Here is a 23,842-nt window from a genome sequence, read left to right as displayed (position 1 = left end):
ATATTTAAGATTAAATTTACATTAAAAAATTCTTAAAATAATATTAAAAGTAAAAAAGCTATACTCATAGCAAGAGTACAGCTTTTTTACTTTTAATATTATTCTATTTATATTCCAATTACTTTCTATTCATTATTTAATATTATTAAATCCTTTAGTTCTATTTGTATTATTACTCCATCTCATCTGTAAGCTTTATTATTTCGTCAATTATATTTCCTATATACTCTATAGTATCTAATAGCGGTTTGTCAGTTGTTATATCTACTCCTGCCATTTTAGCAAGTTCTATTGGCGATTTAGTGCCTCCTGCTTTTAATACTTTTCTCCAGTCATCTACAGCCGGCCTTCCTTCTTTTAAAATTCTGTTACTTACCTGCGTAGCTATTGTAAGTCCAGCACTATATGTGTATGGATAAAGTCCCATATAATAATGTGGCTGTCTCATCCATGTAAGTTCTGCACCATCAACAATTTTCACAGAATCTCCCCAGAATTTTTTAAGAACACCTTTCTTTATTTCATTAAGGTTTGTAGCTTGCACACTTCCACCTGCATCTATTGTTTTATAAACTTCTCTTTGATAAGCTGCTTCTAATAAATGCGTTACAAAGTTATGGTAATAAGTACGGCTAATCATAGAAGATAAAACCCATCTCTTAAATCTAGGTTCATCATTTGTTTTCATAAGATAATTTGACATAAGCATCTCATTCATAGTAGATGGTGCTTCTATAAAATATAATGAGGGCTGAGCATTATAAATATTTTGATTTTTGTTAATTAACGTAAAATGACCTGCATGGCCTAATTCATGAGCAAGTACAAATGCTTCTTTCATTTTCTCGGTCCAAGATAATAAAATTAGAGGATGACTACCATAAGGAGTAGCACAAAAACCACCTGTTGATTTTCCTTTGTTTTGAACAAAGTCAATCCATTTTTCATCATAAGCTTTTTTTACCATCTCTACATAATCTTCACCTAAAACTGATAATGCTCCCTCAACATATTTCTTTGATTCCTCCACAGATATGGTTGGCTCATAGGTTGGATCAACTTCAAGCTTTAAATCTGCAAAGGTCATTTCATCAAGCTTGTGAATTTTTTGGAGCAGTTTCGCATATTTTCTCATATGTGGTGCTAACTTTTCCATAATTATATCTATTTGTCTATCATATAATTCCCTCTCTACCTCTTGAGGAAACAATAAACTATCTATAACAGAATCAAATCCTCTAAGAGTTGCTATTGTTTTTTCCTTTTGTACCTGCGTTTGATAAAGTGCTGCTACTGTATGTTTATATTCTCCGAGTTTTAAGGAAAACGCTTTAAAAGCGGCTCTTCTAATTTTAGTATCAGTCTCATATTCCCATTCATCTTCAAAAAGTACGTAACTAAGAGGATATTCGATTCCATCTACAATAAAATTTTCAAAATCCATATCACTTAATTTAGTTGTCTCATATGTTGAATAAGAAGAATCTAATGTTCCAGACAAAGCAGATAATGCCTTTTCAACTTCTGGATGTAATGAATGTTTCTTAAATCTTTTTATCTCACTTAAATAATGGGCATTTTCTTTTGACTTTTCAATTGCTTCATCTATTATTTTATCATCTAGCTCATTAATTTCGCTTTCTACAAAACTTAATCTGCTCTCTAAATCAGCTAATACGTTAATAGATTTTATATATCTAGTTTGGTTTTCTTCATTAGATTGATCTGTAGAAACTTGAAGACTTGCATAATTCTCTATAAGATCTTCACCCTCCATAACAACCCTCATTTTATCTAAACAGTCATTTATAATACTAGCGTTGTTCAACTTTCGTTTATAGTTTTTTTCTATTGCTAGAGTAAGTTCTTCTAACCCTTTCAACGCTAAATCATACTGCTTCTCTGATTGGAATAGTGAAGATAAATCCCAAGTAAGTGACTTATCTACATCCTTTCTTTCTTTTAAAGCCGTTTTCATAATTTATTCTCCTTTATAAAACAGAATAGATGTAAAAAATAAAAGTCTTGAATTAATTCAGGACTTTCATTTTTATTATATATCAATTGAAGTTCAAATATTACTTTTTAAAACATGATTTTCATTTTATAATATTGTTAGATTCCTTTTAATTATAAATAATATCTTTTATAATATCAAGCAAATCTCCTTTTTCTAGACCTTCAATATTATTTATTGATTTAATGTCCTTTATCAATTTTTTTCTTAAATTTTCATCAGCTTTGTCAGCTTTATAAGTCTTATAAGCTTTATCGATCCCATAAGTTTTTTCGATTTTATCAGTTTTATTAATTTTATTAACTTCATTTATATAGAATTCCTCTCCACTTTCAACAATTCTTGCACTGTAGCCCTTAGAATCCAATAACTGTTTAAAACTATCCTGTGCTTCTTTATCTCCATGAACAAGCAGAATTTCCTTTGGTTTATCAATAAATTCCTCTATCCAGTTAAATAATCCATTTCTATCAGCGTGTCCAGATAATCCCTCTAGGTTATAGATATGAGCTTTAACCGCAATTTGTTCTCCAAATATTTTAACCGTTTTTGCCCCACCTACTATATTTCGTCCCAACGTCCCTTCTGCTTGATATCCTACAAAAACAATTGATGATTCTTCTCTCCACAAATTATATTTAAGATGATGTTTTATTCTACCTGCATCACACATACCACTTGCAGATATAACTATCACATTACTCTTTATTTTATTTATCTCCATTGAATCATTCGAGGAAACCGAGAATCTCAAACCATCAAATCTAAAAGGATACTCTCCCTTCATTACAAGTTCTTTAGCTTCAGTGTCATAATCTTCATTATGACTCTCAAATACCTTTGTTGCTTGAATAGCCAACGGACTGTCAATATAAACTTTAACATCCTTCAATTCTTCATTTTCTACATACTTATTTAATTCATATAATATCTCCTGAGTCCTCCCCACTGCAAATGAAGGTATAATGACATTTCCCCCTCTTGCAAAGGTCTCCTTAATTATTTTTAATAACTCTTTTAAATCTTCCTGAATCTCAGGATGAACTCTATTACCGTATGTGGTCTCAATTATCAAGTAATCAGTATGCTTAATAATGGTTGAATCTTTTAAAATTGGCTTATTTATATTACCCAAGTCACCACTGTACACAAGTTTTACTTCTTCTTGATCCTTTTCAGTCATATATAATTCAACAATTGCCGAACCTAAAAGATGCCCTGCATCTCTAAATCTTATTTTTAACCCATCAAAAATATCTATCATCTCATCATATGGAAATGCTCTAAAAAGTGAAAGAGAAAGTTCTGCCAATTTAACTGTATATAATGGTTCTAAAGTTTTTAATCCCTGACGTTTTCTTTTTTTATTTTTCCACTCCACCTCAGATTCATGAATATGACCACTGTCAGGAAGCATAATACTGCATAAATCCATTGTCGCCTGAGTTGATAAAATTTCTCCCTTAAATCCCATCTTATAAAGTAGTGGTATTCTTCCACTATGATCTATATGGGCATGTGATAAAATCACATAATCTACATCTCTAGGATTAAAATCAAATTCCTCATTTGCAAATACCTTTTCACCTTTGCCCTGATATAAACCACAATCAAGCAAAACCGTCTTTCCATTTATCTGTAAAATATGGCATGAACCTGTAACAGTTTTTGCTGCTCCATAGAATTGAATTTTCATAATAATCCTCCTCTTCATCATGTGAATAATTACCTAATGTACTGTTAACAGTCTTAAATTTGTTTTTCATTGAATAAGATTACCCCATCATTATACTGGTCTTTTCAAAATATTCGGACTTTTGTTTCTATTATATCAGATATCTAATAATATACATAGCTTGTCTTTGATTCTACAATTTATATACTATTATTTATTTTCTAGCTTTTCAAAAGTGTCCCTACTACAACAAATGCCACAACTACATTTAGTATCACCAAATTTTAGTGAATAAGCTTGTGAAAGTTCAACATTTGATTTTATTACTTCTTTTGTGAACTCCTCATTACTTTGTGATACCATTCCTAAAGCATTAGCTTTTTCTTGAGTATTTATTATAACTCCAGCAGGAACATACCTATTAGCTGAGATTCGCACTCCATCTGTAACAATCGCTCCCAAATCAATGTAACAACCTTCTTCTACAATAGAATTAAAAACAATAACGTTAAATCCAATAAAAGTTCTATCTCCAATAATACATGGACCATGTATTATTGCTCCGTGAGCAATACTAACTTCATTTCCTATATAAATAGAATACCCTTTATTATCAACAGTAAATTTCATATTTTTTAACCCATGTAATATTACTCCATCTTGAATATTAGTTTTATATCCAATATAAAATGGTGTACCTTCATCAGCTCTAAGTGCTACATTACACGCAATAAATACTTCTTTGCAAATTTTAACATCACCTATAATACTAGAGAAAGGACCTACAACCACAGTTTTATCAATGCTCGGATATACACTTATAGGATTAAAAGATGTAGGTGAATTGCTGCTAACAAAACATGGATATACATTAGTTGGGCCTACATCTTCATGTCTATTAATTTTATGTTTATGCATAATCTATCTCCTTAATATTTGATGTTATATTATACGTCTTATTTATAATACTTGTGAGAATATAATTTATATTTCCTTATTTAGCAAATCAGGTATTATAATAACTAATAGTAATGGGAATGCTATCAGTGTGATTTTGAATTTATATAAAAAGGTAAACAGGAGGTATAAGCTTGTATGAAAAAAAATATCCGTGTTTTATTAATTATTATTATATTTGTTTTACTACCTGGTTTTAAAAAAGTATCAGCCATTAAAAGTACGATTTCAGATAACCCAAGTAGCACAGCACCTAAAGCTGACAATTCAAAGTTGACTAAGCCTACAACTACGATAGATGATTACTATCCTTTTGAAAAAAACATAAAATATATATACACTGGTTATGGCACCGAATATAATACTTCTTCCATCTATGTGGAATATTTAATAGGGAACCGAGAACAAATTATAGTTAACAATGGTGATACAGAATCAATAAAAGTGCTCGAAAATAAAGATGGAGAATTAAGACTTATATCTTCAAAAAACGAGATTTATTATAGGGAAAATTTTACTTCGCAAGTTAGTAATAGCCCTGAAATTTTATTAAAACAACCACTTACTAAAGGTAATTTTTGGACATTGAAAGATGGTAGCAAACGAAGTATAACCAATGTTAATGCCACTATAAAAACTCCATTAGCTAGTTATAAATGTATAGAGGTTACAACTGTAAGAAAGAAAAATACAACCAAAGATTATTATGCAGCCAATGTTGGATTAATTAAGACCTTATACGCAAATAATGGTGAAGTAAGTTCTTCACTAAATAAGATAGACAAATCATTACCATTTGTTCAAACAGTTAAATTCTATTATCCAAAATGCAAACAATAGTATGGATTATGTTACAGACAAAAAACTATTTTTTCATACAAATGATATAACAAAAAAACTATTTGAAAATTATTTGAAAGAATCTCCAAATAAGAATTTAGGAAAATTAATTAGTACTAATACAAGAATAAGGAGTCTTTATTTAAATAAAGATAGTATGGTATACGTGGACTTTTCAAAAGAATTCACGCAAGAAATGAATACTAGCAGTACTTACGAAAGTCAGATACTTCAATGCATTACTAATACATTGGGTGATTATTATATGGTGAAAAAAGTTTATATCACCGTGGATGGTAAACCTTATAGTTCTAGTCATATTTTAATGAAAAAAGGTGAACCTTTTATTGTAGATTACAAAAATACAATAGTACTTACACAATAACATATCATCTAGTTTGAAATTAATGATAATATTTTCTTAAAACCCAGAGTAATAAAAATAAAATAATTATAAAAACAGTCATATTGCCTTAACATGACTGTTTTTAACATGTAAAATAATAATATTAGTTAATGAAATAACTAATAGTTTAAATTATTAAGATCTAAATATTACACTTTCTTTATTAAACATATGTCTTGCAAATATAATAGCCGCTATTGTATAAATTATAGCCCATCCTATCGTTATTCCTATATGACCATAATTGTAAATTCCACTTGTAAGTTCCTTAACCACTGAACTTACACTAAGTAGCGGTATGTTGAAATAAAGAAAAGGTATGTTTTTAGCATCCATATACATAGTTCCATAAGCAGCAAATATAGGAACAATTGAAAATGGTGTCAAATAAGTTTGAGCTTCCTTAAAAGAACGAGCATATATACTTACAGCTAGTTCAAGCGCACCGAAAAACATTGTTGTTATTATTGTTATTACTCCAATAAGTGCAATTGCTTTATAACTTAGCCCAATTGCCGTACTTCCATTTCCAAACATCCCACCAGGAATTTTCATTGAGACTATCAGTCCAATCATCGAACATACTGATACTATAAAACCCATTATTGTTATTGCATAGAGTTTTCCTGTTAATATATAATGTCTTCCAGCTTTGGTAGTTAAAAGTGGTTCAAGTGTTCCACGTTCCTTCTCACCCGCTCCTAAATCTGTTGCTGCTGCAATAGTCCCCGTTGCACTATAAAGAAGCACAAATATAGGAATAAGCATTCCGAGTATTATCTGTCCCTCTGCATTTTCTTCCTTTTGAAAACTTGTTTTAGCAACTGTTATTGGTGTCAATATCTTTATATCAATATTCCTTTTTGTTAACCTACTTCCCACTATTTCTTTACTTAATTCATCTATTATAACAGTTACCTTACTAAGCGCAATTGATGATTTTTGACTTGTATTATCGTAAAAAATCTTTATACCAGAATTATTATCTTTTGAAATAGATGCATCAAAATCCTTTGGTATTTCCACAAACAGTAGTGCCTTTCCAGCCTTTACTGCTCCTTGTCCATCAGTGCCACTTATAAATTTTATAGATTTGTCTTTTTTTAATATTTTACCTAGGCTACTATTACCCTTATCGGACATTACAATCTTAGTATTTTGATTAACATCATCCTGTGCGCTATTCATAGTTTTCCCCATAATAAAACTAAGTACTGGCATTAACAAAAGAGGAATAAGCAAACTTACTATTATTGTCTTTTTATCTCTAAGCATGTCCTTAAGTTCTTTTAGTAATATTACACTAACTAATTTATTCATGACTACCCCCTATAAGTTTCACAAAAATATCTTCCATATCTTCATTATTATATTTACTTTTAAGTGCACTTATTGTCCCTTGCTCCACAACTTTCCCCTTATGGATTATTACGACTCTATCACAAAGCTTTTCAACCTCTACCATGCTGTGACTTGAAAAAACTATAGCCTTACCTTCTGACTTACAGTTAAATATAAAATCTTGAATAAGTCTTGTGGCAGAAACATCAAGGCCAGTACTTGGTTCATCGAATAACATAACTGAAGGCTTATGGACAATGCTTCTTGCAATTGCTACCTTTTGTTTCATACCTCTTGAGAATTTACCTACCCTTTTATCTATAAATTCACTCATTTCAAGCTCGCACACAAGTTCTTCAATACTTTTTTTTGCATCAATCTCGCTCATACCATTCAATTGGGCAAAATACATTATATTTTCTCTTGCTGTAAGCCTGTCATATAGGCCTACCTCTCCACCAAATAAAATCCCAATTTCTCCTCGAATATTCTCAGGTTCTTTCACTAAATCATGCCCTGCAATTTTTCCTTCTCCCGCTGTTACCTTAAGCATAGTTGCAAGCATTCTCATTATAGTTGTTTTTCCGGCTCCATTTTCTCCAATAAGACCTAGTATTTCGCCCTTATTAACTTCAAACGAAACTCCATCCACCGCTGTAAAATTTTTAAATTTTTTAGTAAGGTTTTTTACCTCTAACAATTTAATTCCTCCCTCTGTAAAATATTGTAATTTAAAAATACTTATTATTTATCTATCATTGTCTAAACCTTAACCTATAAAAAGATACAATACAAGTCAAATATTCTTAAATGCCTCCTTTATGTCATAAACGGAAGAAATCGTAAATTTGGAATGCTTTTTTAATTACTAGATATTTTTTTCTCTAAACATTTTTCTGGGTCAATCTTTATTAAATTCCAATTCCCCTTAACATCTTTTTTATATTGTGCAATCTCTATATCAGTATCATTAGTTAATTGAAAAAATACGAACTTATAATCATTACCCTCTGTACCTTTGAAATATATATTCTTTACATACCCTTCTTGTTTTGTTGGATATCTTTCCTTTACAAGTTTACACCAATCCCCATATTTAATATCCACTACAAATTCAGCATTATGACTCCACCCATGATAAGGTGCACATAAAAAATCCTCTCCAAAAAATTGGGTATCAGAAATCTTGTACAAATTGCCTTCTTTTGATATTTCAATAAACGCATAATAATAAGCAAAATTAGAGATATTTTCTTCTGTGCCTTTCATAATTTCGATCTCAACAAAATATTTCATTGTATTTAAATTATTATTTAACTCAGGAACTTTTTTTAGTTTTATTAGATTTATGTGAAGAATATTTTCAAAAGATTTAAGGTACTCAGTATAATTCAACTTTCCTCTATATTCAGACGATAAAAAATTATATGCCACAGGATACGGTATTTGTGCGTATCCAAGTGTTCCGCAACCCGCACTTTTCCCTTCTATTGGATTCGCTGCTTGCCTTAATACGCTGAAATAATTAATTATTGTATCCTCTGGAGTTTTAAAAAGGTTACTTTGCAATATAATTTCAGAAGGCTTTTTATCGTAGAACTTATCAAAAAAATTAAAACCATTAAACCTATCATTAATAGATGGTAATTTTGATGGTCTAAAATATTTATCAAAGTCTTTCCCTTCACTATCACTAACTTGTTTATAAAACCGTCCTCCCATTGTTATCTCTATAGGAGTTCTATTTTGATGATATACAATAAAAATAACTAACGTTAATAATAAAACTGTTAATACCCCAATAATAATTTGAAGAACTTTATTCTTATTTAATTTTATAGATTTCATTTATTCCCTACCTTTTCAACATAATTCTTTTAAATATTATATTAAATAAAGTTTTATAATAGACTTCTCTAAATTACTCTTTTATGTCATAAACGAAAGAAACGACAAGAATAGTCGATTATATCTGTTTTTTATATTAACCTTTAACTTATACCAAAATAAAAAAATATTTCTATTATTTGTAATATGTTATAATATATAGGAAAAATGTAATTAACAATAGAAGGACAAACTATGTCTTATGAATTAATTAGGTATATAACTTTACTTGCAACGCAGAATAGATTGGTATAATACTAGTCAAAGTGTTGTTCACATGATTTATGCTATGGTTTAAACAGATAAATCACAATAATATTAGATAATGTTACACAACACTAATACTTTAGGGGGTACAAAATATGAAAAAAAAAATATATTATGTTATGGATACAATTTGCGGGTGGTGTTATGGGTTTAATGATGTGATTACTAAAATCCACGAAAAACATAAGGACAAATTTGATTTTGAAATAATACCCAGTGCTATGTGGGGAGATAATCTTGCTATAGTGGCAGACACTTTTTTTGGTGGATATATAAAAAATATCACTGTTTCAATAGAGGAATTAACTAGTGTATACTTTGGTGAAGCATATAAAAATGTATTAGACAACGGTGATAGAGTTCTAGATAGTTTGCCAGGAGCAAAGGCAATTGTTCTCTTTCAAAAATCAAATAAAGATATGGCATTTGATTTTTTACAACAAATTCAAAAAGCATTTTTTGTAAACGGCGAAGATCTGAATGATATTACTGTTTATACTAGAATTGCCGAAAGTTTTGGTATTTCTAAAGAAGAATTCGAAAAAAATTCACTTCACAATTATTGTATGAAGAAACTCTTAAATACTTTAAAAAAAGCAAACAATTGAAGGTAGACAGTTATCCAACAGTTATTCTTGAAAAAGGCCATAAAAGAAAAATCATATCTCTAGGCTATAGCAGCTTCGAAGCACTTGATACAATTCTAATGAGGGAATAAATTTTTACAAACCTATAGGAAGCCTGTAAAGGCCTCCTATTTGTATCTACTTATCAATTCTACAAACATCATAGTAAACATTATTTTATTAATCCTCTAGCTACATTTGTTATAAAATTTTGAACATTTGTAACCAATGTCTTAACTTCTAATGTTCCTCTGTCGGATAATTTATTAACAGAGAACTCTTGTATGTCAATAGAATATATATATACTGGCCTAACAACACCATCTTTTACAGTGTATGATGGAGTCATATTTCCTGCAGCTATCGTATGTAGTACTGATGATAAACATATGAGCATAGTTGCATTTCTAGTATGTTTCCTCATAGCATCTTGAGATTCATACACATTATCATAAACATCGGGCAATGTATATCTATCTCTTATACTGCTGGCAAGTACTACAGGAACATCATTTTCCTGGCAAGCTTTTAATATACCATCTTTAACTACCCCTGAATTTATTAATCCTTTGAGCGATCCTATTCTTCTGGCTTCATTTATAGTTGCAATATAGTTATAATGAGCAGTTGCACGTGACTCAAAAGTTTCCTGACCTGAAACTGTTTTGAACATTGCTTCTTCTAAATCATAGTAGCAAAGTTATTTCCAGATAAAACAGCTTGAGCATACCCATTTTCTACAATTGATGTAAATGCAGCTCTTGATTCGTGATCTAAAGCAATTGAGGGTCCTAAAACCCAAACTATTTTCCCCGCATGGTCCTTTTCATATTGCATAATCTTATATAATTCATCGTAATCTTTAGAAAATGCTGTTTCTCTTGATCTACCAGTTCTAAATGCAAAGGTATCAACATTTTCCTTGTGAGTAATAAAACCTTCAGTATACATATATATGCCTTCACTTCCATCTTCAGATCTTCCTAATACAACATTATCTCCAATTTTTAAATTTCTAAATTCCACAACATCTATACCCCCACTAGGAGTAACAATTGCAACACTATCCATACGACTTTCACTCGCGAGTATCCAATTGCCTTTTATTTTAAAATACTCAGGATATATTGATAATGCATGATAACCAATATGTGCAACCCCTTCTTTAATTACTTTTTTGATTTTACAATCTGGAGCATTAATAAAAAACTCATGTCCGAAATCTGGTGATGTAAACTTTGGCAGCTCAAATGCCATTTAAAATCTCCCCCTAACTGATATGTTAATTTATATTAGCATATCTTTAACATAAATTTTTTTGAACTTTTACTACAAAATCTTGAACATTAGTAACTATCGTTTTAATACCTATATATTCTCTAGCAACCGATACTTGATTAACTGCATATTCAGAAATGTCTACGCAGTAAAAATATATTGGTCTTACTTTTCCATTTACAACTTTATAAGATGAAGTCAAGTTTGCAGTCGCAACTGAGTGAAGAATAGTAGCAAGACAAATTATCACTGTAGCTTTATCTGTTTCTTTCTTCATAGCATCAAGTCCACAAGATACCTCATGATAAACCGGTGGAAGTGGCCCATCATCTCTTATAGACCCAACAAGTACTATAGGTATTTTCTTCTCCATGCAGGTTTTCATAAATCCATCTTTTATATTTCCTTCATCAAGTAATTCTTCTATAGAGCCTGCCCGTCTGGCCTCATTTATTAGATCTAAATGGTTATAATGACCCATTGGTACAGATTCTTGCGTATATATATTTTGACCAAGGGCTGTCCCTAATAACCCACCCTCTAAATCATGAGTTGCCATAGCATTCCCAGCCATAAGAGAATCAACATATCCATTGGAGCAAAGCGAGGATAGCGCTGCTCTAGTATCATAATCAAAAACAACAGCTGGTCCTAGAACCCAAACGATATATCCATTATTTTCTTTTTCATATTCTAGTAACTCATATAACTCCTTATAATCCCTTGAAAATGAGGATTCGACAGATCTACCTAATCCTACCTTAGGTAAATTATCAAATCCACTAGTATGCTTATATACACCCTCTCTTCCATCCGTGCATTTACCTAAAACAACTTTATCATGTGTTTTAAGATTTCTAAATTCCACAATTTCTACAGTATTGTTACCACGAACAACTGCAGTGCATTCGATGGATGTTTGAATTGGAAGCACCCACTCCCCTTTAATTTTAAAATATTCAGGAAATATAGAAGTTATTATAAAGCCAATCGGTGCAACTCCATCTTTCTTAACTTCCTCTACTTTAGCATCCGGTGCGCTCATAAAAAAACTCTGCGAAAAATCTGGCGATACAAACTTCGGTAATTGAAAACTCATGTAATTGTCCCCCCTTTATTGTAATTCATTTAAAATATCAATATGGTATATTATAAAATATATTTTTCCTTTAATTGTCTTTAATTTTCGAGTCATTTTTTTCGCTCAAATTTACTCCAATTAGATCTAATATAAATATAAACATTGGTATACCAAGTAGAAGACCCCAAGTTCCCATAAAATGTTCTGATATTATTAATGTTGTAAAAGTAAAAAATATCGGAAGATGTGTCGTATCAGACATAAGTTTTGGGTTTAAAACATAGCTTTCAACAGCATGAATTATAAAGATCATAATAAGTACAAAAACTACTTTAATTAATCCTCCTATTTTAAAAGCAATTAAACATAAGGGAATTAAAGAGAAAAATACTCCGGCCACAGGTACAAGACTTAAAATAAATATCATAAATGCAAGGGCTAACAATGCAGGAAAACCCATTATGGTAAGTCCTATAATTGATAATGTTGTATTTACAAAGGCTATCATTATTTGAGTTCTGATTACTTTACCAAAAGAATTCAAAAAATTATTACCAAAGTAACTTAAATAATTGTATGCTCTAGATACTTTACTATCTTTGAACTTATATAAAAATTTTAATACACTATCTTTCTCTAATACAAATACCAAACTCAATAGAAGTGCCATAAAAAAATTCAAACTCCATGCTCCAAAATCTGTTATAAAAACCATAATACTTTGGATTCCCGTTTTAGCATAACTTGCTATATTAATTTGATGAAATATTGGTGCTAAATACTTCATATTTCCTTTTGTATCTATGGCAAAATCAGTGAATTCCATTCTTTTTAAAATATGTAAACTTTGATAAATAGCAAGTGGTATATATTTCACTGCGAGCATCACTACAGTTATTGTCATAAACAAATATATAATTATAGTAATAATAGCTGGATTTACCTTTATAACTTTGTTGATTTGCTTAATTAATAAACTTTGTAGACTATTTGCTAAATAAGCAATCATAAAAGTTAATAAAATCAAATTTAAAATAGATCTTATTAAATAAGCGAATAATACCAGAGTTGCCAATAATAATATTTTCATTACTGAATCTCTTTGAACTAATTGTCTTATTGTGTGCATTTAAAATACTCCTTTATCCTCTTTTATTAGTTAACTGCCATATATTTTTAATAACTTCCCCTATATATCATACTATATATTTATAACATTAAAAGCAAATTAAGAATATCTTATCTATATTAATTTCAAAACTTCTTATACTTCTCCATATAATTCATATACATTATTAATAATTTTTATTTATATAATGTATTGTGCTAAGTATAAATATTGCCACATTTAAACATTAAATATAATTAAGCTCCGCATCAACTGATGCAGAGCTTAATTATGTTGCGTGCCTTTTTCTTAAATCTTAAATTTCTGTACTAATTGATTCAGCTTTTGTGCAAGCTGTTCCTGCATTTGTGATGTTTGTGACACTTGTGACATAGCCTTTGAAGTTTCTTCAATACTAATTTGAATATTTCCTGTATTTTCTGCAGAAAGCTGTGAATTTTGTGCAAGAGTTTGGGCTGCCGTACTAACTTCATTTATCGATGCTCCCACCTCTTCAGACATAGATGCAATTTCTTCTGACATTGCACTTATAAATTCACCATCTTTACCATATTGTTTTCCTGCCTCTGCATATTGTTCTAAAACTGGTGTAATATTTTCTATAATGAATTCAAGTAAATCATTGCTGTTTCCAGATAAATTTTCAAATGCATTTTGAACTTTAACTATAGTACTTTGAATAGTCTTAACAGTTTCAGATGATTGTTCTGCAAGTTTTCTCACTTCATCTGCAACTACTGAAAAGCCTTTTCCTTGCTCTCCTGCTTTTGCTGCTTCAATAGCTGCATTTAATGCAAGCAAATTAGTTTGTGAAGCAATGCTTGCAATCCCATCTGCCATAATTTTAATTTCATCTACAACTTTGCCATCTTCTATAGCTTTTAATATTTTCTTTTCTTTTTCTCCATAAATGCTCTTACTTTCTTCTAATGCATTATTAGCCTCTACCATAACATCTTTAGCTTTATCTTTGATTTTTGCTGCATTACTGCTACCTTCCATAGCCTTTGAAGATAATTCTTCCATACTTGAGTTAACCTCTTCAATGGATGCCGTTATTTCCTCTGATGTAGAACTAGATTCTTGAACCGCTTTATTTATTTTAACTGTTGATTGGTCTATAATTTCTATTTTAGATGCTATTTCCTCAGATGTAGCTGAAAGTTCTTCAGAGGATGCACTCATATCAGCCGAATTGCTCATTATTTCTTTTATTAATTCTTTAATGTTTTCCTGCGCAATATTTAATGCAATACCTGTTTGTCCAAACTCATCTTTCCTTGAAATGGTCATCGTACCTGAAAAATCACAACCAGATAATCGCCCTGCTAAATTTTTTATTTTATTCAATGGATACATTATACTTTTACTTAATATGTAAGCCATGAAAATTATAATTAAAAATGCTATAGTTGTATATACTATAATTGAACTCCTAGCTTTATTATACTGAGCTATATTAGCTAAGTTTGCTTTCTGCGCTGATTGATTATTTATAGCAATACATTTATTTAATTTTTCAAGCATTGAAGCTTTTAACACTACCATTTCTAAATTATTAATTTTAACTGCTTCCTTAAAATTATTAGCTTTCACAAGTTCAATAACCTTAGTTCTTACTTCCCTATATTTTACTGAATCATTTATAAAATCCCCATAAATCTTATCCTCTTCTTTTGATGTAGTCGCTAAGCTATCATATTCCTTTTCCCATTTATCAATTTCATTACTTAAATTTGCTGTAACTTCTATTTGTTTATCTAGTTTTGTTCTATCTCTTTCAAAAACAATTCTAAGCATATTCGCTGTACCATCATTTGAGATTGCTTTAATTTCTTCTAAGTCTTTAATAGACACTAAACTATCACTATATATAGACTTAGACCCTTTATTTATCTTTGATGAACTTATTATACCCTCCACTCCTATTAAAATTATAAAAATACAAATAACTGAAAATACTGATACAAGTTTTTTCTTTACACTTAAATTTGTAAAAAATTTCATTTTAACACGACCTTTCCATTTTCTAATTATAGTAATTAACCATATTTCAAACGAGAAAATAAAACACTCTTATGAAAACAAATACAAACTATACAATTTATTATAAATTATAGTAAATATCTAAATACGATAAACCCACATCTAATGATATGGGTTTACTTGTCATGACATAAATAAATAACTATTTCATTTCATGATCTTTACTTTAAATTTTATACAATATCCATTTGCAAGTTGCAAGCTCATATTTAATCTCAAATAATCTCATAGAATTATCAATCAAGCTTTGGCATTTATAAACAGTCATAATATTACCTGCAAATCTCTGCGTATCCTTTACTATAACTTTATCTATTTTTATAACTTGCATAGGTTCATCTTCTATTTGCATTCTAAACCTTACAGGCTTTATATTTCCTTTATTATCTGTATAAGAAACCATTTCTATAGGTAATGCTAAAACCTTCATTTATTTTAATCTCCTTTTAAAGCATCGCGCTCATTAATGGGTATTCTTCCTCCCCCTCTGCCATTCCTCCACACATACTATTTAACCCTGAATGAAGAAAACAAGATCTACTAATAGCTTTAGATCCATACTTTAGCCTAATCTCATCAATTGCTTTATTAAGTCTACTATCTTTTTCGTAATTAAAATTATCAAGTAAAGAACATTGGTAAAAATCATTACCACAAAAGTCCGTTATATGTACTCCCAAATGCCTTATCGGATTGCCCTTCCAAACATTGTCAAATAAATAACAAACTGTTTCATGTATTCTGCGAGTGGAATCAGTTGCTACCGTCAACTTTTTCTGACGAGAATAAAATATCATATCACTTCCTCTGACACTTATACTTACCACAGTGCAACAATTTTTCGAATCTCTTAAACGCATAGATACTGTTTCACATAATGATAACAATACTATATGTGCTGTTTCTTTATCATAAACATCAAATGGAGTAGTAGTAGAATTGCCTATACCCTTCATTTCAATGTAATTGCTCCTTCTAACCTCGGAAAATTCATTTCCATTAGCATAATTCCAAATAATTAGGCCATGACTCTTAAATTTATTCTTTAAGATTTTCAAATTATAATTTGCGAGTTCCCCAATAGTATTAATGTTTAATCCATGTAATTTAGGTGCCGTTGCTCTACCCACCATAAATAGATCTTCAACTGGTAATGGCCACATTTTACTTTTAATTTCCCGGGGAAATAGAGTGTGTATTCTATTTGGTTTCTTAAAATCTGAGGCTACTTTTGCAAGCAGCTTATTATTTGATATCCCTATATTTACTGTAAAACCAAGTTCCATACTTACCCTCTCTTTTATAGTTTCAGCGAGCTCCATATAATCTGGATATAAGTGTTCCATGTTAGAAAAGTCAAGAAAACTTTCATCTATACTAAACCGCTGAATTTTCGGAGTATACTGCTCAAATATTTGATGCATAGCTGCACTACACTTCATATAAAGCCAATATCTTGGTGGAACTATTACAATCCTCGGACACTTCGCCCTAGCACTATACAAAGTTTCTCCTGTATGAATATCGAATTTTTTAGCTGGAATTGATTTTGCAAGTACAATACCGTGCCTGCTTTCTTCATCTCCCCCTATTACAGAAGGAATCATTCTTAAATCTAATGACTCCCCTCGCTGAAGTCTATAAGCAGCTTCCCATGATAAATAGGCACTATTTGTATCTATATGAAATATCAATCTGCTCATAACCCTCTTCCTTTCTTTAATCTTTATTTTAAAATATTAGAACGTATGTTCGTAATATTATTATATACTACTTTCTTACTTTTTAGAAGTAAATTTATAAACCTTTTTTAGAAATATATGTATTCTGTTGTTTTCACAGAATTTATACAACAAAAAAAGAGCCTATTTGGCTCTTTTTTCTATGACATGCTATGATTTAAAATTCTATGTGTTTTTGTTTTTTATGATAATTCAAATCCAAGTTGCTCATGTTCTATTTTCTTAAATTCAATTTGCTCTAGTGCGACCTGGCTTCTTACCTGCATCACTACCGTCTGCTGCTTATTTCCAATAAGTTTTTGACCAAGTATATAGTTCACATCAAATCTTCCAGAAATAGCTGGAGTTGCGCCACGAGCTGGTACAATGAGCTGAACATTATTTGTTTTTAAAAATTCAAATATAGGTTCCCATATGTATATGTCTTTAGCTGCTCCAAATGGATTATCTATAAATATAGTTTTTCTTAATTTATTATTATCAGCATTAAAAGAATTTATATTTTTAATATAATTAATGATAGATATTAAAAATTGAATATATATTCCTTGTGACTGACCTGTACTGCCAACTGCCTGTTCATATTCTAATGTTTTGCTTTGCTCTGATATTTGCTCTCTTTTGTAAAGTTTTAAAACTATTTTATTCATGTCTGTTACAATAACGCAGAATAGTCTTTTAAGAGCTAATTGATTTTTAATATATTTTATCTTATCCATGGCATCATCCATATTATCAACATTTCTTATTATCTCTTCTATATACAACGACATATGGAACTTTTGCTGTTCTTCCTTAACATAAGGTAGCTGAAGACTAACCATTTGTATTATCTCATTATTCAAATTTAATCTTGATAAACGTGGCAACCTATCAAGCTCTGTTTTCACGTCTCTGCAGCGTTGGAGACATTGATTTTGAAAATTATCTTTTATTTGCTCCATATCCTTAATATCATTTTCTATTTTCCCCTTTTGAAGATATATAAGTTCTTTAATACTTTCTAAATTCTTTATAAGTGTTGTGCACTCTGAAGTTAATATAGGAGCATTAATGCTTCTTAAAAATTCTTCTGCTAGATCAAAAGCTCCCATATCTTTAAGAACTTTTATATTTTTTTCTTTATTACTTTCAAAATTCACCTTGCTATTTTTTTCTTTAATACAAACTTTATCAAAGTCTTTTTCTAGAGTTTCATAATATTTTTTTATATCTAGAGTTTCTTCTATCATGTCCTTTGTTTTATCTTTAGAAATATTACTGGATCTTAAAACTACTTCAATATTACCTATAATAACTTTTAATTTTTCAATAACTTTGTTAATCTTAATTTGTAATGTTAAAAGTTCTGATTTTTTCAAAGCAAGTTTTTCTCTTTTGCAAGTATTGTCCTCTTCAAATTGTTGAAATTTAAAGGCTTCAATTTCAATAGCTACATATTCCCCAAAATTCTTTGAAAAACTATCTTCTAATAGTTCAATCTTTCCACCAATACTACTTATCGCTAATGTATACTTTTGAACCTCTTTATTAACCACTTCTTGCTTTTCTTTTAACATTTTATGTTCTTCTTTTAATTCTTTTAGTTCTTCCTTCTTTGTTACTGAAATTTCGTTTCTTTTTTTTAATTCATAAAGCTTATCTATAGAATATTCTCTATTCTCAATTTCACTCCTATCTTTATCCATATTACTTTGGTAATTTTGTAGAAGTTGATCTTTATCTTTTATATCCGAATTTTTTTCTTCTAATGCTTTTTTACTTCCTCTGAATTTCGCATCTATTTCATCATCAGTTAAATTTAATTCTTCATATTTATCTTTTTTGTAATATGTTTTATACATTTTAGTCCATTCATCATTTACTTCATCTATTTCTATCTTTAAGTGATTATTTACCTCAAGTTCATTTTTTTGTTTACTTTCCTCTATTATCATTTGTTTTTGAATTTCCATATGTTCTAATTTTATAGAATTTAAACTTTCTACAAATTTACGAAATATATTTTCTTCCAAATCCAAGTTATCTAAATCAATTTTTAATTCGTTAATATTCTTTAAATCTTTCTCCAAAATAGTTAACCTATTTTCTAAATCTATGTTTTGTAAATTAATATTTTTTGTCTTGAGTTCGATTCCATCTATAGCTTTGCTACAAACTATTCTGCCATTTTCTAATGAAAATTTTTCAAGACTTAATTTAGCATGATCCTCTTTAATCCCCTCTATTTTATTATCATAAGAAAACTTAAACTCTTTAATATATGTATTATCTGTTTTTAAAGTTTCTTCGTTTCTTTTAAGAAGGTCCAGATTACCTCTAATTTTTGATATTTCTTTTTCTATTTTATCTTTTTCCTCTTTTATTTTGTTTAAATTTATAAATTTTGACTTATCTTTTACAGCGAACGCCAAACCATCAATGTTAAAATCAAGTCCCTCTTTAATTGTCTCTAAACTAACAATTGGAATAGCATAGTTACCAAAATCACAGTCCTTAAACTTTTCATCTTTAAGAAGTTTGCTGAAATTATAGGTTACAATAACGCAGTAAGGTAAAAATGGCATCTTACTTAAAAGAGTTTGCTTTTCATCTATTGAGAGGTCTTTAAGATATTCTATGCCGAGTATCCCGTCCTCATTGTAATTCTTATTAATATATTCTTTTACTTTTAATATTTCTTTAGTTGTGGGCATTGGTTTATCTTCATCTAACTGAGTATAATAATCTAATGATTGTTGTAATTTCTGCTCCTGCGCAAGTATTATTTTGAATAACTCTTTATATTTACTTTCTAGACTATTACTTAAAGCTAAAATATCTCGTGCCTCATAAACTTCTAATAATTTGTTGGCCTTAATTTTGTCCATATCATACTTTTGCATAAAATTATTACTTTCTGCTATTTTACCTCGAATTGAAGTTGTTTTTTCTTCATTTTTAGCAATATCAATTTTATAATTACCATTTTGTTCTGATAAAGAATCTAACAAATTCTTATTTTGTTTTATCTTTTCAAGATTTTTTACACTATCGTTTTCAATTTTTTTAATATCACCATCTATATCACCTATAATCATAATGTTAAGCTTACTTCTAAGAGTTTTAACCTTTTTCTTTAGCAAGTTAAGCCTATCTTTTGATTGTATTATATTACTTTCAGAGACAGCTATTTTATTATCAATATCTCTTTCTAACTTTGTAAATTCTTTTACCTTACTCGACAAATCATTAACCTTCCTTAAAGATTCAATTAATTTATTATTTAACTGCTTAAGTTTAATCTCATCTCTATTTTTTTTATTATAGGCTAGTCTGTTTAAATCTAATGTTAAAGTTTCATTGGCCTTAAATATATTATCAATTACCTCTTTTATTTCAGAATGTTTATTTTTATTCTCTATAAAATCTACAAAATAGTTTTTAACTTGTCTAAGATTAATTTCATTATAGACATTGTCAACTTTAAATTTAACATTTTCAAATCTCTCTTGTGAATTTTCAAGTTCACCTTGAGTTATATCTAACTTATTTTTCATAATTTGTAGCTTTATAGTTTGGATGTTTTTTTCTGTTTTTTTATCTTCTTTATTAATGTTATTTGTTTCTTCTTCTATTAAATTTAGTTCTTCATCTTTACTTTTCCTTTTGTTTTCCAAAGTATTATAGGTTTTTACAATAGACTCTTCAATTTTATCCTTTTCGTCATATACATTAACAAGTGTTTTAGTCCTAGTAATAAAGTCATTAACAACACCCGCCTGACTATCAAATTTTGAAATTTCTTTTTTCTTTTTAGATAACTCTATAATTTTGTCCTTGATACTCAACAGGGTTTTTGCCATCTCTTCCTCATCATTTACCTTACTCGTTTTAGCCATAAAAGCCTTTTGAATAATTTTTTCTATAAGTAAGTCCTCGACGATCTTTCTTGATGTTCTATAATTCTCCTCAAAGTAACCTCTCACATGACCCTCAGTCTTATTTATTCCCCTAATGATTTCCCATTCACTTTCATATAAACCATGTTCACTAATAAACCTTTGATATTCTCCCTTTCTATCCTCAAATATACCAGCAACCACAACAAAAGAATTATCACTTTGAAGAGTCCTTAATTGTTTTTTTAAACCACCATAGGTTATTCTTTCTTTATTATCTTGAAGTTGCAAATTATTTATATCATTTTCATTATAAGTATTATAAAATATACAATAATTAAAATAATCAAAAGATGCTGTGTCTTTTTTATTTTCAATATTTCCAGAGGTTTCTGTACCTTTTCTAGCACAAAAACCTGTGGTCATATACTTATATCCTGATTTATCTCCATCATCTAATCGCCATTCAATTAGTGAGTGAATAACATTACTAGAATCTTTGCCCCTAAAAAGTTTCTCTATAGGTTGCTTGTCATCCAAATGACAATTAGGTATAAGATTTTGCATGAGCAATAACATTAGAAGGCTTTTACCTCCACCATTTGCAAGGTCATACAAAGTATTACTACAAGAAAGCTCCATTTTAAAATCATCATATGTTTGAGTACCATTGTTGTATTTAACATTATTTACTCTTACTCTGTTTATTTGCGGCATTAATTAAGTCCTCCTTCTGACATTATCTCGTAGAGCCTACCCCTAAAATCTTCAAAGTAGTTTTCTATAAGTGCCTTAAATCTATCATTTGCATAATACCGTTCCTCTACTTCAATGAAAAGGCCCTGCTCTTTTAGAAAATTGAATACGATTTTTATGTAACCTAGTTTTGAACTTTTATATGCTCTAGCATTTACTGATAAATCAGTGCTATGAGTTAAAGGAAGTTCATCCCATAAAAGAGCTATAACATTAAAACTATTCTCCTCAAGTTCATTTTTCACTATTACATCCAATTTACTAATAATACTTGAAAGTGAGCCATCAACGCTGCGCATAACATCCTCACTTTTTATATATTCTTGAAATGTGTAACTTGATGAATCTTTATAAAATAGTGTGATAATATTATAAATAATAAAATAGCACATATATAATTCTTTATTAACCTTAAGCCCCAACATCTTCCTTAATTCTTCATTAGTATAACCAAAGACTTTATTCTTTTCTCCAGCAGTAATATATAAAGCACCTTTATATTGATATAAAGTTAAATTTAGCTTCTCAATCATGCTGCTAAATATATTATACATTTCTATATTTGAATTGTATTCCTCGTATAAGTCTGTATTTTCACTATTGCTTACATCCTCACCAGTGATAAGCTTTGCAAAGAGCTCAAGGGCTTTCTCCATATTCCAGTTATCCAATTTACTTCACCCTTTCAAATTTTATATTGGTAATTTTAAATAAAGATGATATTTCTATTACATCATCAGGCATTGGTATTACTCTAAATTTAAGTCCTATAAACTCATTTCGATTTTCAGGTGTTAATAAATTAATTATTATTTTATCAAAGATAGTTTTTTCGTCAACGTCAAGCTTAGATATATCATAATAATCCTTTTGCGCAATATGTAGTATAAAAGAATAATAATCTCCATTCTTTAAGATATCTCCTCTAAACTTACCTGCTAAATACAAATTAAACTCTCTTAAAGAAAATTGTCCCTTCTCCAAAAGGAATTTCATTAATAAATTCATAAATATTATGAAATTAGAAGCTATTCTTTCATCCTCTCTATCGTCAAGTGATATATATTCTGTTTCTTCATCCTCTGTAACCTCCTCTACGTCTTCCTCATTGTTGAGCGTATAGGTTAAAAGATCATCTGTATTTTTTAAATTAAAGGTCTTATTAAACTTTATCTTTAAAATTGGATTCATAATATAAGCTAGAAGCCCAACATTATCCAAAAGCAGTGTCCTTTGATAGACAGTTTTAAAGTCAAAAGACATTCTAAGTTTATTTAATGTAACCTTTTTAATGATTTCATCTGATTTTATCTTAAGGTCAGTAGATGAATTTAAAAGTGCACTATGCTTTGAAATAGCTCGTTTAATCTCCGTTTCTAGATTGTAAATATATTCCCTATTTTTCAAAAAATCCTCAGTATCATGGTTTTCGTTTTCCTCCATTCTTTCAAGAGCAATTTCTATTAGTTTCTTATTTTTATCAAATAGGCCTTGTTCCTCGTCAAACCACTTCATACTATTATTAAAAAGTTCATCCGCCTCTTTTATTCCTTCAGTAACGTTGTAACTCAAAATATTCAATATTTCATTCTTTCTTTGCATTAGTTTACTAACTTCATTATTAATACGTTTTACAACTTCAATACCACCTTTAAAATTCTTGGACTCAATCATTTTAGAGAGCAGTATCTGTTGAATACTTATTTTACTCTCATCCTTTATTTCCTTTGTATTAAGGTAAAACTCAATAGCCTCAGATGTTATATAATACCGTATTGTATTATTTGATATTTTTGATTCAATTAATTTAATCCTAGAAGACATCTGTTTTTTCTGAGCTGGATCAAAATAATTATACGAAAAAGGTTTTCCATCATTTATAATTTTCTCGAAAATATAATTTACAAGTAAAC

At 29.3% G+C, this 23,842-nt stretch carries 17 protein-coding genes and 1 pseudogene; 3 read left to right on the top strand and 15 right to left on the bottom strand.

What is annotated here, in order from left to right; translation table 11 throughout:
• Nucleotides 1-172: 172 nt before the first annotated feature.
• From pepF to Q0649_RS02110, 3 genes are all read right to left on the bottom strand, one after another.
• Nucleotides 173-1,978: an oligoendopeptidase F gene (gene pepF, locus Q0649_RS02120; protein ID WP_298836750.1), complete on the bottom strand. Its 1,806-nt coding sequence runs from the start codon at nucleotides 1,976-1,978 to the stop codon at nucleotides 173-175.
• A gap of 148 nt (nucleotides 1,979-2,126) precedes the next feature.
• The gene (locus tag Q0649_RS02115; protein WP_298836748.1) at nucleotides 2,127-3,713 is read right to left on the bottom strand and encodes an MBL fold metallo-hydrolase RNA specificity domain-containing protein; all 1,587 of its coding nucleotides are present in this window, start codon (nucleotides 3,711-3,713) and stop codon (nucleotides 2,127-2,129) included.
• A 189-nt stretch (nucleotides 3,714-3,902) separates the two neighbouring features.
• On the bottom strand, nucleotides 3,903-4,610 hold the full coding sequence (locus tag Q0649_RS02110) for a carbonate dehydratase (protein WP_298836746.1): 708 nt from the start codon (nucleotides 4,608-4,610) through the stop codon (nucleotides 3,903-3,905).
• A 177-nt stretch (nucleotides 4,611-4,787) separates the two neighbouring features.
• On the opposite strand from Q0649_RS02110, the gene Q0649_RS02105 reads away from it, so the two are divergent.
• Together Q0649_RS02105 and Q0649_RS02100 are read left to right on the top strand one after the other, a co-directional pair.
• Nucleotides 4,788-5,489 (top strand): hypothetical protein, encoded by a 702-nt coding sequence (locus Q0649_RS02105; RefSeq protein WP_298836745.1) that lies wholly within the window; start codon nucleotides 4,788-4,790, stop codon nucleotides 5,487-5,489.
• Between the two features lies 1 nt (nucleotide 5,490).
• Nucleotides 5,491-5,874: a GerMN domain-containing protein gene (locus tag Q0649_RS02100; protein WP_298836743.1), complete on the top strand. Its 384-nt coding sequence runs from the start codon at nucleotides 5,491-5,493 to the stop codon at nucleotides 5,872-5,874.
• Nucleotides 5,875-6,030: 156 nt separating this feature from the next.
• Here the strand turns inward: Q0649_RS02100 and Q0649_RS02095 are convergent, their stop codons facing one another.
• The 3 genes from Q0649_RS02095 to Q0649_RS02085 all read right to left on the bottom strand — a co-directional run bounded on the left by Q0649_RS02095 (nucleotide 6,031) and on the right by Q0649_RS02085 (nucleotide 9,084).
• A complete protein-coding gene (locus Q0649_RS02095) occupies nucleotides 6,031-7,215 on the bottom strand; it encodes an ABC transporter permease (protein ID WP_298836741.1) in 1,185 nt (394 codons plus the stop codon).
• Nucleotides 7,208-7,936 (bottom strand): ATP-binding cassette domain-containing protein, encoded by a 729-nt coding sequence (locus Q0649_RS02090; protein WP_298836738.1) that lies wholly within the window; start codon nucleotides 7,934-7,936, stop codon nucleotides 7,208-7,210. The genes Q0649_RS02095 and Q0649_RS02090 overlap by 8 nt, the downstream gene beginning before the upstream one ends.
• A 161-nt stretch (nucleotides 7,937-8,097) precedes the next feature.
• A complete protein-coding gene (locus Q0649_RS02085; protein ID WP_298836736.1) occupies nucleotides 8,098-9,084 on the bottom strand; it encodes a hypothetical protein in 987 nt (328 codons plus the stop codon).
• 401 nt (nucleotides 9,085-9,485) lie between these two features.
• On the opposite strand from Q0649_RS02085, the gene Q0649_RS02080 reads away from it, so the two are divergent.
• Nucleotides 9,486-9,998, top strand: coding sequence for a DsbA family protein (locus tag Q0649_RS02080; RefSeq protein WP_298836735.1), 513 nt, complete (start codon nucleotides 9,486-9,488; stop codon nucleotides 9,996-9,998).
• Nucleotides 9,999-10,188: 190 nt separating this feature from the next.
• Here Q0649_RS02080 and Q0649_RS02075 read toward each other — a convergent pair.
• From Q0649_RS02075 to Q0649_RS02035, 9 genes and pseudogenes are all read right to left on the bottom strand, one after another.
• Nucleotides 10,189-11,273: pseudogene (locus Q0649_RS02075) on the bottom strand (hypothetical protein).
• Between the two features lie 46 nt (nucleotides 11,274-11,319).
• Nucleotides 11,320-12,393 carry a hypothetical protein gene (locus tag Q0649_RS02070; protein ID WP_298836733.1) on the bottom strand — a complete coding sequence of 358 codons (1,074 nt, stop codon included), beginning with the start codon at nucleotides 12,391-12,393 and terminating at the stop codon, nucleotides 11,320-11,322.
• Between the two features lie 70 nt (nucleotides 12,394-12,463).
• Nucleotides 12,464-13,504 carry an AI-2E family transporter gene (locus Q0649_RS02065; protein WP_298836731.1) on the bottom strand — a complete coding sequence of 347 codons (1,041 nt, stop codon included), beginning with the start codon at nucleotides 13,502-13,504 and terminating at the stop codon, nucleotides 12,464-12,466.
• Between the two features lie 288 nt (nucleotides 13,505-13,792).
• A complete protein-coding gene (locus tag Q0649_RS02060; protein WP_298836729.1) occupies nucleotides 13,793-15,511 on the bottom strand; it encodes a methyl-accepting chemotaxis protein in 1,719 nt (572 codons plus the stop codon).
• A 205-nt stretch (nucleotides 15,512-15,716) separates the two neighbouring features.
• Entirely contained in the window at nucleotides 15,717-15,980 is a 264-nt protein-coding gene (locus Q0649_RS02055) for a hypothetical protein (protein ID WP_298836727.1), read from the bottom strand.
• Between the two features lie 16 nt (nucleotides 15,981-15,996).
• A complete protein-coding gene (locus tag Q0649_RS02050) occupies nucleotides 15,997-17,253 on the bottom strand; it encodes a DNA polymerase IV (protein ID WP_298836726.1) in 1,257 nt (418 codons plus the stop codon).
• Nucleotides 17,254-17,474: 221 nt separating this feature from the next.
• Nucleotides 17,475-21,890, bottom strand: coding sequence for a hypothetical protein (locus Q0649_RS02045; protein WP_298836724.1), 4,416 nt, complete (start codon nucleotides 21,888-21,890; stop codon nucleotides 17,475-17,477).
• Nucleotides 21,890-22,600: a DUF6063 family protein gene (locus Q0649_RS02040; RefSeq protein WP_298836722.1), complete on the bottom strand. Its 711-nt coding sequence runs from the start codon at nucleotides 22,598-22,600 to the stop codon at nucleotides 21,890-21,892. Before Q0649_RS02040 ends, Q0649_RS02045 begins: the two co-directional genes overlap by 1 nt.
• Nucleotide 22,601: 1 nt before the next feature.
• On the bottom strand, nucleotides 22,602-23,842 hold a 1,241-nt coding region (locus tag Q0649_RS02035), incomplete at its 5' end, for a hypothetical protein (RefSeq protein WP_298836720.1).

Source organism: uncultured Clostridium sp., from assembly GCF_937920395.1.
Lineage (GTDB): Bacteria > Bacillota > Clostridia > Clostridiales > Clostridiaceae > Clostridium_AD.
This window is presented reverse-complemented; position numbering and strand designations above follow the sequence as displayed.

What these genes read in the sequence shown, in the direction of transcription:
- pepF (WP_298836750.1), bottom strand. Translation starts at nt 1,978, where the DNA reads ATGAAAACGGCTTTAAAAGAAAGAAAGGATGTAGATAAGTCACTTACT.
- Q0649_RS02115 (WP_298836748.1), bottom strand. Translation starts at nt 3,713, where the DNA reads ATGAAAATTCAATTCTATGGAGCAGCAAAAACTGTTACAGGTTCATGC.
- Q0649_RS02110 (WP_298836746.1), bottom strand. Translation starts at nt 4,610, where the DNA reads ATGCATAAACATAAAATTAATAGACATGAAGATGTAGGCCCAACTAAT.
- Q0649_RS02105 (WP_298836745.1), top strand. Translation starts at nt 4,788, where the DNA reads ATGAAAAAAAATATCCGTGTTTTATTAATTATTATTATATTTGTTTTA.
- Q0649_RS02100 (WP_298836743.1), top strand. Translation starts at nt 5,491, where the DNA reads ATGGATTATGTTACAGACAAAAAACTATTTTTTCATACAAATGATATA.
- Q0649_RS02095 (WP_298836741.1), bottom strand. Translation starts at nt 7,215, where the DNA reads ATGAATAAATTAGTTAGTGTAATATTACTAAAAGAACTTAAGGACATG.
- Q0649_RS02085 (WP_298836736.1), bottom strand. Translation starts at nt 9,084, where the DNA reads ATGAAATCTATAAAATTAAATAAGAATAAAGTTCTTCAAATTATTATT.
- Q0649_RS02080 (WP_298836735.1), top strand. Translation starts at nt 9,486, where the DNA reads ATGAAAAAAAAAATATATTATGTTATGGATACAATTTGCGGGTGGTGT.
- Q0649_RS02070 (WP_298836733.1), bottom strand. Translation starts at nt 12,393, where the DNA reads ATGAGTTTTCAATTACCGAAGTTTGTATCGCCAGATTTTTCGCAGAGT.
- Q0649_RS02065 (WP_298836731.1), bottom strand. Translation starts at nt 13,504, where the DNA reads ATGCACACAATAAGACAATTAGTTCAAAGAGATTCAGTAATGAAAATA.
- Q0649_RS02060 (WP_298836729.1), bottom strand. Translation starts at nt 15,511, where the DNA reads ATGAAATTTTTTACAAATTTAAGTGTAAAGAAAAAACTTGTATCAGTA.
- Q0649_RS02055 (WP_298836727.1), bottom strand. Translation starts at nt 15,980, where the DNA reads ATGAAGGTTTTAGCATTACCTATAGAAATGGTTTCTTATACAGATAAT.
- Q0649_RS02050 (WP_298836726.1), bottom strand. Translation starts at nt 17,253, where the DNA reads ATGAGCAGATTGATATTTCATATAGATACAAATAGTGCCTATTTATCA.
- Q0649_RS02045 (WP_298836724.1), bottom strand. Translation starts at nt 21,890, where the DNA reads ATGCCGCAAATAAACAGAGTAAGAGTAAATAATGTTAAATACAACAAT.